10 protein-coding genes are annotated in these 14,109 nt (G+C 75.5%); 8 read left to right on the top strand and 2 right to left on the bottom strand.

All coding sequences use genetic code 11. The annotated features are described in order from the left end of the window. The first annotated feature begins 7 nt into the window (after positions 1–7). Together OHS33_RS38440 and OHS33_RS38435 are read left to right on the top strand one after the other, a co-directional pair. Entirely contained in the window at positions 8–1,327 is a 1,320-nt protein-coding gene (locus tag OHS33_RS38440) for an NAD-dependent epimerase/dehydratase family protein (RefSeq protein ID WP_330335563.1), read from the top strand. A gap of 16 nt (positions 1,328–1,343) precedes the next feature. Continuing rightward, positions 1,344–1,868, top strand: a complete 525-nt coding sequence (locus OHS33_RS38435; protein ID WP_330335562.1) for a DinB family protein — start codon at positions 1,344–1,346, stop codon at positions 1,866–1,868. A 77-nt stretch (positions 1,869–1,945) separates the two neighbouring features. On the opposite strand, the gene OHS33_RS38430 is transcribed toward OHS33_RS38435, so the two are convergent. Beyond that, the gene (locus tag OHS33_RS38430) at positions 1,946–2,509 is read right to left on the bottom strand and encodes a flavoprotein (RefSeq protein ID WP_330335561.1); all 564 of its coding nucleotides are present in this window, start codon (positions 2,507–2,509) and stop codon (positions 1,946–1,948) included. Between the two features lie 181 nt (positions 2,510–2,690). Between OHS33_RS38430 and OHS33_RS38425 the strand changes: the two genes are divergently transcribed. From OHS33_RS38425 to OHS33_RS38400, 6 genes are all read left to right on the top strand, one after another. Continuing rightward, positions 2,691–4,406 carry an FAD-dependent monooxygenase gene (locus OHS33_RS38425; protein WP_330335560.1) on the top strand — a complete coding sequence of 572 codons (1,716 nt, stop codon included), beginning with the start codon at positions 2,691–2,693 and terminating at the stop codon, positions 4,404–4,406. 775 nt (positions 4,407–5,181) lie between these two features. Further along, entirely contained in the window at positions 5,182–6,399 is a 1,218-nt protein-coding gene (locus tag OHS33_RS38420; protein WP_330335559.1) for a helix-turn-helix domain-containing protein, read from the top strand. An 82-nt stretch (positions 6,400–6,481) separates the two neighbouring features. Next, positions 6,482–7,444 (top strand): aromatase/cyclase, encoded by a 963-nt coding sequence (locus tag OHS33_RS38415; protein WP_330335558.1) that lies wholly within the window; start codon positions 6,482–6,484, stop codon positions 7,442–7,444. Positions 7,445–7,489: 45 nt separating this feature from the next. Continuing rightward, positions 7,490–8,959: a hypothetical protein gene (locus OHS33_RS38410; RefSeq protein WP_330335557.1), complete on the top strand. Its 1,470-nt coding sequence runs from the start codon at positions 7,490–7,492 to the stop codon at positions 8,957–8,959. Continuing rightward, entirely contained in the window at positions 8,956–9,855 is a 900-nt protein-coding gene (locus OHS33_RS38405; protein ID WP_330335556.1) for a 4'-phosphopantetheinyl transferase family protein, read from the top strand. Before OHS33_RS38410 ends, OHS33_RS38405 begins: the two co-directional genes overlap by 4 nt. 178 nt (positions 9,856–10,033) lie before the next feature. After that, a complete protein-coding gene (locus OHS33_RS38400; RefSeq protein WP_330335555.1) occupies positions 10,034–12,139 on the top strand; it encodes a condensation domain-containing protein in 2,106 nt (701 codons plus the stop codon). A gap of 327 nt (positions 12,140–12,466) precedes the next feature. Here OHS33_RS38400 and OHS33_RS38395 read toward each other — a convergent pair whose 3' ends face one another. Next, positions 12,467–14,062, bottom strand: coding sequence for a class I adenylate-forming enzyme family protein (locus OHS33_RS38395; protein ID WP_330335554.1), 1,596 nt, complete (start codon positions 14,060–14,062; stop codon positions 12,467–12,469). Between the last annotated feature and the right edge of the window lie 47 nt (positions 14,063–14,109).

The raw sequence follows: 14,109 nt of genomic DNA, 5'->3' as shown, positions 1-14,109 counted from the left end.
TGGCGTGATGATCGTGATCAGTGGGGGGACCGGGTTCGTGGGCTCGGCGGTGGTGCGCAGGCTGGTGGGTGAGGGACGGTCCGTCCGGGTCCTCTCCCGGGAGGGCCGTGTGCCGGGCGGGCGGGCGTGCGCGGGCGGGGTGCGCGGGGACCTGGGCGATCCCGGTTCGCTGCGCGGGCTGTGCGACGGGGCCTCGGTCCTGCTCTCGCTCGCCTCGTACGTCGGCGGGGACGAGCGGCGCTGCGACGACGTCAACGTCCGCGGTACGTCGGCCCTGGTGGCGGAGGCGCGCCGGGCCGGGGTGGAGCGCATCGTTCACCTGTCCACCTGTGCCGTCTACGGGCCCGGGCCGCACCGGGGCGAGGGGGCGGGCGAGTTGGAGCCCGCGCCCGTCTCGGCCGCCAGCCGCAGCCGGCTGGCCGGGGAGGCTTCGGTGCTCGCGGCGGGCGGAACGGTGCTGCGGGCTCCGCTGGTGACCGGTTACGGGGACCGCTGGGCCGTGCCGGCGCTGGTGGACGCCTTCCGGCGGGTGCCCGCGCGCTGGGCCGGGGGGAGCGGGCTCGCCTCGTTCGTGGATGTCATGGACCTGGCACGTTTGCTGGCCGCGCTCGCGGTGACCCCGCGGGCGCTGCCGGGTGGGGTGCTGCACGCCGGACACCCCGAACCGGTGCGCAACGGGGCGCTGATGGGGGCGCTGGCGGAGTACGGGGTGCTGCCGCACGCGCCGGAGGCGGGCGGTTCGCTGACGTGGGAGGACTGCCTGGCGGGGCTGCGGGAGCGGGCCGGGTGGGTGAGCGAGCGCCAGTTCTCCCTGCTCGCCGGGGACATGTGGTACCGCAGCGACACGGCCTGGGAGCTGGGCGGGATCGACCCCGGACCCGGGCCGCTGGGACGGCTCGGGGCGGCCGCCGGGTGGTACCGGGCGCGGGGTGGGGTGGCGCCGGAGGGGGATGTCGTTGCCGAGGTGAGGACCGTACGGCCCGTGTCGTCCGTACGGTCCGTGTCGTCCGTAACGTCCCTGCCGTACGTGGGGCCCGTGCCGTCCGTGTGGCCCGTGCGGCCTTCCGGGTGGGGGGCGGGGGCGGGGGCCGGGCAGGTCCTGGTGCCGGGGGCGGTGCCGGGGCTGCCGTTCGCCCCGTCGGCCGGGCTGGCGTCCGGGCTGATGTCCGGTTCGGCGGGGGGTTCGGTGGCCGGTCTGGTGCCGGGGCTGGTGCCCGGGCAGCGCGGGCGGCGACGGGCCGTCCCGGCGGGCGTGGAGGCGGGGGCCGGGGCGGGCGTACGGGCGGGCGTCCAGCAGGTGGAAATCCCGGCGGGCGCCATCGCGTAGCGGGCATGATCACCCGATGCTCGACGAACAGCGAACCCTTCCGGTCCAGGTGGGCGACGAACGCGCCACGCTCACCAGCATCCTCCAGTACCAGCGCGACACCCTGATGATGAAGTGCGCGGGCCTGACGGCCGGACAGCTGCGCAGCAAGGCGCTCCCGACCACCGGGCTCACGCTGCTCGGGCTCGTCCGTCATCTGGCCGAGGTCGAGCGGGGGTGGTTCCGCAACGTCATCAACGGCGAGGACGTGCGCGGGTACTGGCCGCGCGACGCCGCCGGGCGGTGGACGGAGTGGGAGGTCGAGGACGCGGACCCGGCCGAAGCCTTCGAGAAGTGGGAATGGACCTGCGGGCTGTCCCGGGCGATCGTCGACGCGGCCGAGTCCCTCGACGTCACCGGCCGGTACGTGGACGAGGAGCGGCGCATCGACGAGACCTACTCCCTGCACTACGTCCTGACCCACATGATCGAGGAGTACGCCCGGCACAACGGGCACGCCGATCTGCTGCGCGAGGCGATCGACGGCACGACCGGGGAGTAGATCGACGGTACGACCGGGGAGTAGGCGGTACGTCTTGGGGGGGGCAGGCGGTACGGGGGCCCGCCGGGCCGTCGGCCTCAGGCCGCGCCGCCCGGGGTGGCGACGCGGCGGTCCACGGCGTCCAGGGCCGCGGCCCACGGGAAGTGGGCGGGGGCGTCCGGGCCCGCCGGGCCGGGGACGAAGCCGCCCTCCCCGTAGAGGAATTCGACGCCCGCCCCCCGCAGGACGGCCACGCTCTGGTCGAACTGCGGGTGGGCGGCCAGGGCGCTGTTCACGCAGGGCATCGCCACGACGGGCGTCCCCATGCCGGTCGCCTCGGCGGCCGAACCGGCCACGAACCGGTCGGTGAGGCCGAGGGCCCAGGCGTTGACCGAGTTGAAGGTGGCCGGGGCGAAGAGCAGGGCGTCCGCGGCGGGCCACACGTCCGGCTCGCCGGGCAGCTTGTACTGCCAGCGCACGGCGTGCCCGGTCAGCGCCGCCAGTCCGTCGAGGCTCCCGGCCACCCAGTGCGCGGCGGTGGGCGTCAGGCCCAGGCACACGTCCCAGCCGCGGGCCTGCGCGTCCTCGATCACATGGGCCACGTCGAAGACGGGCGGGGCGGCGGAGCAGAACAGATGGAGGGTCCTCGTGGTCGTCTTCATATGATCATGGGATCACATCCCCGTGCCGGCGATCACCGGTGGCTGTCCGGTGGCTGTCCAGCGGCTGTCCAGTGGGTGTCCGGGGGGTCGCGAGCGGCGCCGCCGAGGATGGAACGCCGTGAACGCCGCGCCGCCGTACCCACGGGGGCGGCCTGACGGCCCACGGGGAGGGGGCGGCGCCATGCCGCGGAGCAGCGGGACGGGCGCACGGGTACTGATCGTCGGGGCCGGGCCGGCCGGGCTGACCGCCGCGCACGAACTGGCCCGCAGGGGTCTGCGGGTCCGGGTGGTCGACGCGGGTGGTGGGCCGGGGCGTGTGGGTGGTGGGCGCGGGGGCGGTGTGCCGGGGCGCGTGAGTGGTGGCCGTGGGGGCGGGGCCGTCACGCTGCATCCGCGGACGCTGGAGGTTTTCGACCAGATGGGTGTGGTGGGCCCCGTACTGGAACAGGGGCGCCGCAACCGGGCGTTCACGATGACCGCGGGGGGTGGTCGGCCGGTCCGGCTCGACGCCGACTACGGCTCGACGCCCACCCGGTACCCGTACACCGTGCTCATCGAGCAGGCCCGTACCGAGGCCGTCCTGCGCAGGGCGGTGGCGCGGCTCGGGGTCCGGGTGGAGTGGGGCGTGCGGCTGACGTCCCTGGACCAGGACGAAGACGGCGTACGGGCGCACCTGGAGCATCTCGGCGGGCGGCGGGAGGTCTGCGCCGTGCCCTGGCTGGTCGGCTGCGACGGAGCGGACAGCACGGTCCGGGCCCGGCTGCGGCTGCCGGGTGTGGAGGGGGGCGTCGAGACGTGGGAGATGGCGGATGCGGTGGTGGGTGGGATTGCTGGTGGGGCTGCTGGTGGGCTTGTGCAGGACAGTGTGCACTGGGTGCACACCGGGGGGCAGGCGTTGTTGATGATTCCTCATCGGCGCGCCGGACACTGGCGGCTGCTGGACTCCGCGCCCGCCGATGCGGTCCGGGACGGGCGGCCGGTGGAACTGCGGCTGTCCGAGAAGCTGTCGGCCGGGCTGGGGCGCGAGGTCAGGGTGGGCGTGCCGCTCTGGAGCGCCGTGCACACCTTCCGGGGGGCGGTGGCCACGCGGATGGGCGAGGGCCGGTGCTTCGTCGCCGGGGACGCGGCGCATGTGTACGGGCCCGCGTCCGGGCAGGGTCTCAACACCGGGGTGCAGGACGCGTACAACCTGGCCTGGAAGCTGGCCATGGTCGAACAGGGCTGGACGGGGCGGGAGTTGCTCCGTACGTACGAGGAGGAACGGGTGCCGGTGGCGCGGGCGCTCCTCGGGGCGGCGCAGCGGACGGGGGTGCTGGCGCAGGTCACGAACGCGATGGCGGGGGCGGCGTTGCCGGCCGTCATGGGTGTCGTACGCGGCACCGGGCTGCTGCACCGGGCCATCCAGCGGAAGGTGCTCGGCGACATGTCGGGGCTCGGGCAGGCGTACGGGGGGCGGCCCGGCGGGCTCGGGGGCGGTCGGCGGGTCGTCGCGGAGGGGATCCGGGGGGAACTGCGGGACGTGCGGTGGTCGTTGCTGTACGTACCGGAGGGCACCGGTGAGGCGGTGGAGGTGGCGCGGGAGGCTGCGGGGCGGTATGCGGGGTGGTTGTCGGTGCGGGCGATTTCCGGGGCGGGCGGGGGAACTGGGGCGGGGGCGGGGGTGGGGGCGAGGTCCGGGGTGGGGCCGCGGGCGCTGGCGGATCCTGGGGGGCGTGTGCGGGGGGCGCTGGCGCTGGCCGCGGGGGGTTGGCTCCTGGTCCGGCCGGACGGGTACACGGCGGGGGGTGGGACCGAGCTGACGGAGGCGGAGTTGGCGGGGGCGGTGGCTCCGCTGGGGGTGGGCCGTGTTTCGCGGGGGAGGGGGGCTCCGGCGGGGCGGGGGGTTTGGGCTGGGTGAGGTGGGTGCGATGGGGGGTGCTGCGCGGGCTGGGGTGCCTCCGGCGGCGCCTCAAACGCCGGCGGGGCTGATTTTGGTGCGGCCTGGAGGTTGCCTGCGGGCGGATGTGGCGTGGGCTGGAGGTGGCCCGCGAGGCTGGACTTGGTGTGGCTGAGTGGTGGGCTGCGGTGGGGGTGCTGCGCGGGTTGTGGTGCCTCCGGCGGCGCCTCAAACGCCGGCGGGGCTGAATTTGGTGCGGCCTGCAGGTTCCCTGCGGGGTGGATTTGGCGTGGCCAGGCGGTCCCCTGCGGGCCGGACTTGGCGTGGCCAGGCGGTCCCCTGCGGGGCGGATTTGGTGTGGCCTCGAGGTGGGCTGCGGGGTGGATTTTGCGTGGCCAGGCGGTCGGCTGCGGGGTGGGTTTGGTGCGGCCTGGTGGTGGGCTGTCGGCTGGGGTCAGTGTTTGGGCCAGCCTATGTCTTCGTCCGACTGGACGTCTTGGGGTGGGTCGAGGGGGTCGTCTCCGATGTGCGGAAAGGCGGCAGCCGGGACGGCCGCGCGTGGTGCGCACACCGATGGCCTCATCGTCGACCCCCAGGCGTCGGAAAAGAGCAGGTCCCGGCCAGGTGCGGGGCCGGGTTCTGGAGAGTCTGCCTCGATCCGGTCGAGGAGCGCTTGAGATGGGGATGAGAGAAGCCGACTGGCTGTGGCAAAGGTTTGCCCGCGTGTTGCCAGGCGGCCTACGCTCGGTGCGGTTCTCCCGGCGACTCTCCTGCCCCGATCACCCCAGGGATGCTCATGCTGCGACAGCCCGCGTTCGGACACCGCCTGAAGAAGTTGAGGATGGCCCGGGGCCTGTCCCAGACCGCGCTCGCGGGGGAGGGCATGTCCACCGGCTATCTGTCCCGGCTGGAGTCCGGTGCCCGGCAGCCCACCGAACGGGCTGTCAACTATCTTGCGGGGCGGCTCGGGATCGAGGCTGCTGACTTTGAGGAGCCTGTTACCGGGTCGCTGGCCCATGCGCTCACCCTTGCCGCGTCCACCGGATCCAGTGACGCCATCGAGGAACTGCGCCAGGCGCTGGCCGCCGAGGCGCACGAGAGTCCCGTACTGCGCTGGCAGGCCCTGTGGCTGCTCGCGCAGGCCGACCGGCTCCAGGGTGACCACGCGGGCGAGCGCGAGCGGCTCACCCGGCTCGTCGCGCTCGGCGACGAGGTCGGCGTCACCGAGCTGCGCGTGCGCGGGCTGACCCGGCTCGCCCGCTGCCTGCGCTCCCTCGGTGACATCACCCCGGCCCTCGACGCGGCCGTCGAGGCCCACCGCCTCGCGCTCGGTGAGGAACTGGGCGTGGAGGACCGGGCCACCGCCCTGCTGGCGCTGATCTCCGTACAGGCGGAGGCGGGCCGCATCGGCGAGGCCCGGACGCACGCCGACGAACTGACCGCGCTGGTGGAGGGACGTACGGACGCGCTGTGGGCGGAGGCCATGTGGACGGCCGCCGCCGTACGGATGCGGCAGGGCGATTACGCCGGTGCGCAGGCCTGTTTGGAGGAAGCCCTGGAACGTTTCAGCAGCCAGGAAGACCTGGTGCTGTGGCTCCGTCTGCGCCTCGCCGCCGCCCGGCTGCACCTGCAACGGCTGCCCGCCGACCCCGAACAGGCGCAGCGGCGGGCCGCCGAGGCGGAGGCCGCCCTCGCCTTCGTCGGCACCCCCGCGCTGCGTCAGGACCTGACCGCGCTCAAGGCCGATCTGGCCTTCGCCACCGCCCGCTACGACGACGCGCGCGCCCTCCTCGGCGAACTGGCCGGGGACGCGCCGAGGATGACGTACCGCGACCAGGTCCGGCTGGAGATGCTCCGCCACCAGCTGCTGATACTCGGCGGCGACCCGGCCGGCATCCAGGGCCTGCGCACCCTGGCCCAGCAGGCCCAGGAGGACGCCAACATCGACCTGGCCGCCGAGATCTGGCGGATGCTCGCGGACGCCCTGGCCGAGAGCAGCCGGTCTTCCGCCTGAGGGGTCGTGCCGCCGGGCTTGAGGGAGGTTCGAGCGGGGCCGTGCACTCTGGAGGGCACCCGCAGAGGTGAAAGGGGCATTCATGTCGTCGCAGCGTGTGCACGCGAGCGAGCAGACGGCGTGGGTGGCCGCCCCGGCCGGCGTGGTCTACGGACTGCTGGCCGACGCCGTGCGCTGGCCCCTCCTGCTGCCCTCCCCCGTGCACGTCGAACGGATGGACTTCGACGGCGAGCACGAACGCCTGCGGCTCTGGGACGTGGCCGGGGACCGGGTCCGGTCCTTCCACCTCCGGCGCGTGCTGCGCCCCCACGCCCGCGCGGTCGACTTCGAGCAGGAGGACACCGCCCGCCTGGGCGTGCCCGTGTCCGGGACCTGGACGGTCGAACCGAAGGGCGATACGGAGTCACTGGTGACCCTGGTCCAACGGCGCACCCTGGTGGGGTTGCCCGCCGCCGAGAGCGAACGCAGCCAGCGGGAGTGGCAGGCGGAGCTGGACGCGCAGCTCGCGCACCTCAAGGAGGCCGCCGAACGCTGGGAGCGGATGGACCGGCTGCTGCTCTCCTTCGAGGACAGCGTGCACGTCCAGGGCCCGGCCGAGCTGGTCTACGACTTCCTCTACCGGATCGGGGACTGGAGCGAATCCGTCCCGCACGTGGAGTGGTCCAGCGTCATCGAGGACGTGCCGGGCGTGCAGGTCGCCGTCCTGGACACCTGCGCCGCGCCCGGCGGGCGGACGGTCTCCACGCGGGCGGTGCGGCTGTGTTTCCCCTCGGCCGCGCGGATCGTCCACAAGGAGCTGGTCACCCCCGAACTGATCGCCGCGCACAGCGGCGAATGGTCCCTGGTGCCGGACGAGGACGGGGTCCGGGTGGTCTGTGCGCAGCAGGTGATGCTGAACGAGGAGGCCGTCGAGCGGGTGCTGGGAGAGGGGACGAGCCTCGCGGAGGCCCGCCGGTACGTGCGCGCGTGGCTGGGGCGGGCCTCCGAAGAGGTGCTGGGGCTGGCCAAGTGGCACGCGCAGAGCGCCGTACGCAGGTTGCGATGACAGGTCCCGACACCGCTTCACCGTTCCCCCGTTGACCGTTCCCCTATGACGACCTCGCCGATGAACAGGAGCAGTTCGATGGCCCTCACCCGGTCCGGTCCCGTGCAGGAGCGCGAGGTCGTCCTTCCGGAGGCCGAGCCGGTCGCCCAGGAGGCCGCCGAACGGCCGCCGCGGACGCGGCACTTCGCGCTCGCCCACCCCTACGCGGCCCTCGCGCCCACCGTGGACGTCGCGCTGCGGGCGGTGCGGCTGGAGGCGCTGCTCTCCGATCCCTACGACGAGGGCAATCCGTACGGGTTCCACGGCCTGCGCGAAGGCACCGGCGGCCGGGGCGGGGTGCAGCGCACCGCCGTCGAAGCCGCCGTGCGGGCCGAGCTGGTACCGGCGGCGCACGGCGGCCGCTACACCGCCGCCGACGACCTCGTGCGCGTGCTGCGCCCACTGTTCCGCCGGGACCTGGCGCTCGGGTACGCGCACGGCGCGCGGGCGCTGATCGCCGCCCTGGAACGGGAGGAGCCGGTGCCCGCGCGGGCCGGGGAGTTCGCCGCGCTGCTCGGCCCGGCGGCGCTGATCGCCACCACGGGTACGGTGCTGCGCGCGGCGGTGCGGATGGTCGCCGAGCGGGGCCGGACCGAGCCCGCGATCCGGCAGTGGCGCGGACCGCTGGCCGCCGCCTTCGCCGAGCTGCTGGCCTGCGAGAGCCTGGTGGCGGTGGGGCTGCGGGCGAGTGCGCTGCCGCAGGGCAGCGGGCGGGCCGTGCGCGCGGCCGTCGGGTACGTGACGGCGCAGGTGGTGGGCGGGGTGCTGGACGAGGTGGACCTCGTACTCGGTGAATGCGGGCGTCCGGCCGGCTCGCTGGAGCGGCTGATGGTGGCCAAGCTGGCCACGGACGTGTCCCGGGCCGGGTCCGGTCCGGCGGACGTGTCCGCCTACCAGACGGACGTGGTGCGCGAACTGCCCTCGCTGGCCCTCGCCTTCGAGCGCCGGGCGGACACCACGGGCGCCGTGCTGTTCCGGCTCGGCGAGGCCATGCCCGCCCGGAGCGTGCCCCCGGCGCCGGAGGGCGACGACACCCTCGTCGGCGTGCTCACCGGCGCCGCGGCCCGGCTCTCCACCGCCGTCGCGGGCGGCGAGGCGGTCACCGCCGCGCTCGCCCGGGTGGCGGGACGGCTGGTGAGCGAGCAGCGCGCGCTGCACGGACCGTGCCTGGCCGCCGCGCACGCGGGCCGCGCCGATCCGGCGGTACGGGCGCTGGCCGACCGGCAGGCCATGCTGCTGCTGGCGGGCGCCGTGCTGGGAGTGCAGGGGGCCGCCGCCGGGCGGGTCCCGTTCCTGGGCGGCGAACACTGGTCGCTGCTCGCGGCCTCGCGGATCGCGGCCCGGCTCGGCATCGGTCCGGGCGGCCCGGCCGGGCCCGCGGAGATCGAGGCGCAGCAGCGGGTGTGGGCGGAGCTGGACGGCCGCGACCGGCTCGGGGTCGACTGCGACCTCTACGCGACCCGGGTGCTGTGGTGAGCGCGGCGGCGCCCGGCTACGGGCCGGGGCCCGCGCCGCTGGCGGTCGCCGGGCCCGACGGGCCGTGGGACGAGCTGGGCGACCGGCTCGACGACGACGGCCGGGCGGTCGTCTGCACCACCTGGGGCCAGTGGCTGACGGCCGCGCTGCTGGATCCGGGGCTGCGGCCGCTGCTCGGGCACGACTGGCCGCGCTACCGGCAGGGGCCGACGGCGGCCGGGCGGATGCGGTTCGCGGTGTCCCGGCTGGTGATGAAGTACACCGCCGCGAGCGCGCTGAACGTACCCGTGGGCGCCCTCGACCTCGGCTACCGGCCCGGCGGGCGGCCCGTCCTGCGCGGGCTCGGCGGCGAGCTGGAGGTGAGCCTGGCGCACACCGACGAGCTGATCGTGGTCGGGGTGAGCCGGACCGGGCCGATCGGGGTGGACGCGGAGCCGGTGGGGCGGCAGATCTCCTTCGAGCTGCTGCGCGAGCACGTGTGCACCCCGGCGGAGGACGCGGAGCTGGCCGCGCTGCCCGAAGAGGAGCGCCGGGTGCGGCTGTTGCGCATGTGGACCTTGAAGGAGGCGTACACGAAGGCGCTCGGGCACGGGATGCGGCGGAGCTTCGCCGGGTTCGGGTTCGCGTACGGGGCCGGGGCGGGTTCCGGGGACGGGGCCGGTGCGCCGCAGGTCGTGCCGGGCGATGACGCGGGCGGGCGGTGGAGCTTCGCCACGCATCTCGTCCAGGACCGCTATCTCGTCAGCGAGGCGCACCGGCGGGTACGGGCGGGCTCGGCGCCGAAGTCTGTGCCGGAGACCGCGCCGCCGGTCGACGCCGGTTCGCGGAGCGGTGCAGGTCCGCTTGAGGAAAGGGGCCCCGAACCGCTGGGCCTACTACGCTTTTTGGACCGGTAACCTCCGGCCGGGCCAAGGGAAGGCGTACGCCGTGAAGGCAAGGGAACTCGCCGGAGCGCGGCCTGCGGCCGCGCGCGGGCCGCGCCGTGTCCGGGTCGGGGGCCGTCGTGCCGGTCAGGACGGATAGCCCGGGTTTCCCCCAGCTCCCGGTGGCGGCCGGGGGAAGTACGGGCCAGGGATGACCGGCACGTCGGGCCCCCGGGGCCCGGGGCCGGTCCTCGTCGTGGTGCGCGAGGCGGGGCGGCCGGTGGCCGGAGCCCCCCTCGTCTTCGGCGTGCGCGGGCTGCGCGACGACGCGGACGCCGAACTGTTCGCTGCCCGGATCGCCGGGCGGCACCGGGAGTTCCAGGTCACGCTGGAGTGCCACGGGCCGGGGCGGCACACGCTGCGGCTGGTTCCGGGTGCGGGTGCGGGTGCGGGCGTGGGTGCGGGTGCGGGTGCTGGTGCGGGTGGCGGGCCGGGGCCCGAGTTGCTCGCCGACCTGCTCGGTCCGCACCGGGCGGCCGGGGAGCCGCTCGAACTGGTCGGCCACCAGCGGGAACTGCTCTGGGAGGCGGTCACCCGGCAGAGCGGCCCCGACCGGCACATCGAGCAACTGCACTGGACCTGGTCCGGCCCGCTGGAACGGGCGCGCTTCGCCGCGGCCTGGCAGTCGGTGGCCGACCGGGAAGCGGTGCTGCGGGCCGCCTTCGACTGGACGGCGGTGGCCAGGCTCGTACTGCACCCGCGCGCCGACGTCGACATCGTCCACCGCGCGCACGGCGAGGCCGACTGGCCCGGGCTCCTCGCGGCCGACCGGCTGCACGGCTTCGCGCTGGACCGGCCGCCGCTGCTGCGGCTCACCCTGCTGCACGGGCGGCCGGGGGCGCCCGTACGCGTCCTGCTGACCTACCACCGGGCGCTGCTCGACGAGCGCGGGGTGCACCTGCTGCTGCGCGAGTTCTACCGGGCCTACCTGGCCGGCGGGGTGCTGCCCGGCGGGGAGCGCCGCCCCGACCTGCGCGACCACGCCCGCTGGCTGGCCCGGCAGAGCAGCGAGGGCGCGCGCGAACTGTGGACGCGGACCGGACCCCCGCGGCACGCCGCGACCGCGGTGGGCCGCCGGGGCGCCGACACCCGCCAGAGCGGGGCGGGGCGGCTGCGCAGGCGGCTCGTCGAGCCGTACAGCTCCGGGCTGCGCTCCTGGGCCGCGGCCCGGGGGGCCGGGGAGAGCAGCGCCCTGCACGTGGTGTGGGCGCTGCTGCTGTACCGGGCGGCGGGGACCGGCGGCCCGCTGCGGGTGAGCTTCGGGGTGCAGCTTGGGCCCCGGGACATCGCGCTGCCCGGAGCCGCGGGGATACCCGGCGTGCTCGGGCACCCGCTGCCGATGACGGTGCGCGTGGACCCGGCGGCCCCGCTGGCCGAGCTGCTCCAGCAGGTGCGGGACGCGCTGCTCGACCTGGCCGCGTACCCGTGGGTGTCCGGCGACCGGATCCGGGCGTGGATCGGGCGCGGTGACGGCGAGCCGCCGCTCACCGACACCGTCGTGTCCTTCGACCACTGGCCCGAACTCCCGCCGGGCGTACGGGCCGAACTGGAGGGACAGGGGATCGAGGTGGACGAGCCGCGGCCCGCGGGCGGCGGGACCAGCCTGCCGATCACGCTGAACGCGCGGCACGAGCGGGGCGGGGCGCTGGCGCTCAGCGCGGTGTACGACCGGGCGAGTCTGGCCGACGAGGACGCGTCGGCGGCGCTCGGGCAGTGCGTGAGCCTGTTGCGGGCGCTGGCGCAGATGCGGGATCCGGGGACGACGGTGGGGCAGGCGCTGTCGCTGCTGGCCCATGTCGAGGTCCCGGCCGTGGCTCCGGACCCGCCGCCGGTCCGGCGGGTCGTGCTGCGGACCCTGCGGGCGGGTGGGGCTTCGGCGGATGTGATCTGCCTGGTGGCGGTGCCGGGGGTGGTTGCGGGGGCGTACGAGGTGTTCGCGCGGCGGTATCGGGGGGTGGGGAGGGTGGTCGTGCTGTGGCTGCCGGGGCTTCCGGGGGCGGGGGCGGTTTCGGTTCCGCCGGAACTGGATGGCTTGCTTGTGCCCGTCCCCGGGCGGCGGGTGTTCCTGTGCGGGTGCGGGCCCGGGGCGGGGGCGGCGCAGGGGCTGGGGGAGGCGCTGGTCCGGGAGCCGGGGCGGGACTTGGCGGTGACGGTGGTGATGACGGGGGTCGCGGATGCGGAGGCTTCGGCGGAGGCGCTTGTGCGGGCGCTGGCCCCGGTGGAGGCCTCGGCGTCGGCCTCGACGCCCAGTCGGTAGCCCAGTCGGTAGCCCTGGCGGGCCTGGTCTCGGGGGCGGGGGCGGGGGCCGGATCGGTGGCGCCGGTCGGCTGGCCCTCCGGGGGCGCCTCAAACGCCGGCGGGGCTGGAATGGCCTCGGCGAGGGTGGGGTGGGTGCGCCCCGTTGGGTCGGCTGGCCCTCTGGGGGCGCCTCAAACGCCGGCGGGGCTGGAATGGCCTCGGTGGGGGTGGGGTGGGTGCGCCCCGTTGGGTCGGCTGGCCCTCTGGGGGCGCCTCAAACGCCGGCGGGGCTGGGGTTGCGCGCCCTTGTCGGTCGGCTGTCCCCCTCTGGGGGCGCGGCGGGGGGTCAGGTGGTGGTTTCGGCGGTGGAGAGGGCTTGGAGGCGGGTGCGGATGTGGTGGCGGGCGGGGGTGCCGGTGGGGGTGCGGGGGATGGTGTCCAGGGCTTCCAGGCGACGGATGCGTTCTCCTGAGGAGAGGCGGGCGTTGGCCTGTTCCGCTATCGAGTCCAGGGTGTCGAGGAGGAGCAAGGGGGTGTGGGTCGGGACACCCGGGCGTAGGACGATGCCTGCCCAGACCAGGGCGCCGCGTGCTGGGTCGGGCCAGTCGGCCACGACGCACTCCGCGACCCGGGGGTCCTCGGCGATGACCCGTTCGATCAGGGACGGCGCGATGAGGACGTCGTCGCAGGTGAAGACGGAGCCGAGGCGGTCGACGACGTACAGTCCGCCGTCCTCGTCGAGATAGCCCACGTCGCCCGTGGAGAGCCAGCCGTCCGCCCCGCAGCCCGCGGTCAGCTGCGGACCGCGGATCTCCACCTCGCCCGTCGACCACACCGCGACCGGCTCCCGCCCGGCGGGCGCGACCACCCGGCACTCGGTGCCCGGCAGCGGGACGCCGACCGCGCCGAGGTCCGGCCGGGAGCCGGGCACCTGGTGGTGGGAGAGGGTGCACACCTCGCTCAGGCCGTACCCCTGCAGGACGGGCGCGCCCAGGACGTCGCGCAGCCGCCGCGCGGTCGCCGGTTCCAGCGGGGTGCCGCCGGAGAGCACCGCGCGCAGGTGCGGGCCGGGCAGGTCCGGGTGTCCGGGTGCGAAGCGGCGGTCGGCGGCCAGCCGGGTCAGCCGGCTCGCGAGCCCGTGGTAGTGGTCCGCGCCCACCCGCGCGGCGAGCGCGATCCCGGCCCAGGGCGCCGGATCGGCGCACAGCACCTGCCAGGCGCCCGCGTGCACGGCGGCGTTGAGGTGGGCGGGATGGTAGAGGGGCAAGTGGTTCACGATGACCGAACCGGAGTCCAGGTTCTGGGCGATGGCCGTTTGGGCGGCGCCCGCGATGAGGTTGCGGTGGCTGAAACGGATCGCTCGCCATGCCATGCCCGGCGACCCCGTGTGCGGGCTCGTGTGCGGGGTGAAGTGGAGGCAGGCCACGGAGTCCACGTCGATCGGGGGGCCGGTCCGCAGTGGGGTGTGCGGCGCGGACGCAAGCACCGTGGACAGTGCCAGGGACGAGCCGGGGGCCACTTCGCCGACCGCGTCCGTCACCACGATCGTGCGCAGGTGCGGCAGCTGGTCCTCCATCTTGACCAGCAGCTCGGCGAGGGCCGTGGGCACGAAGGCGATCTCGGCTCCGGCCGTGGTGAGGATCTCGTGCAGGGCGGCCGGACCGGTCAGCGGATCGACGAGGGCCAGCAGGTGGCCGCTGCGGATCGTGCCGTAGTAGACGGCGGGGAACACCGCGTCCAGGTTCGCGGCCGCCGCGACCACGGCGCCGGGCCGGGACGCGAGGCGGCGTACGACGTGCGCGATCCGGTCTGCTTCCCGGTCGATTGCGGCGAAGGTGAGGGTGGTACGGGCGGTGGTGACGGCCGGTGCGTCACCCCCGCGCGCCGCGGCCCGCCGCAGCAGGTCGTCGAGCGGGTTCTCCAGGTACCTCAGGATGGGCACGTGCGACCTCCTGGCTCCGAACGGCACCCCAAGCGGCGGGCCGGTGA

The sequence above is a fragment of the Streptomyces sp. NBC_00536 genome, from assembly GCF_036346295.1.
GTDB lineage: Bacteria > Actinomycetota > Actinomycetes > Streptomycetales > Streptomycetaceae > Streptomyces.
This window is presented reverse-complemented; position numbering and strand designations above follow the sequence as displayed.

Bases quoted from the DNA above. Each gene is read 5' to 3' on its own strand.
- OHS33_RS38440 (WP_330335563.1), top strand. From the start codon at position 8: ATGATCGTGATCAGTGGGGGGACCGGGTTCGTGGGCTCGGCGGTGGTG.
- OHS33_RS38435 (WP_330335562.1), top strand. From the start codon at position 1,344: ATGCTCGACGAACAGCGAACCCTTCCGGTCCAGGTGGGCGACGAACGC.
- OHS33_RS38430 (WP_330335561.1), bottom strand. From the start codon at position 2,509: ATGAAGACGACCACGAGGACCCTCCATCTGTTCTGCTCCGCCGCCCCG.
- OHS33_RS38425 (WP_330335560.1), top strand. From the start codon at position 2,691: ATGCCGCGGAGCAGCGGGACGGGCGCACGGGTACTGATCGTCGGGGCC.
- OHS33_RS38420 (WP_330335559.1), top strand. From the start codon at position 5,182: ATGCTGCGACAGCCCGCGTTCGGACACCGCCTGAAGAAGTTGAGGATG.
- OHS33_RS38415 (WP_330335558.1), top strand. From the start codon at position 6,482: ATGTCGTCGCAGCGTGTGCACGCGAGCGAGCAGACGGCGTGGGTGGCC.
- OHS33_RS38410 (WP_330335557.1), top strand. From the start codon at position 7,490: ATGACGACCTCGCCGATGAACAGGAGCAGTTCGATGGCCCTCACCCGG.
- OHS33_RS38400 (WP_330335555.1), top strand. From the start codon at position 10,034: ATGACCGGCACGTCGGGCCCCCGGGGCCCGGGGCCGGTCCTCGTCGTG.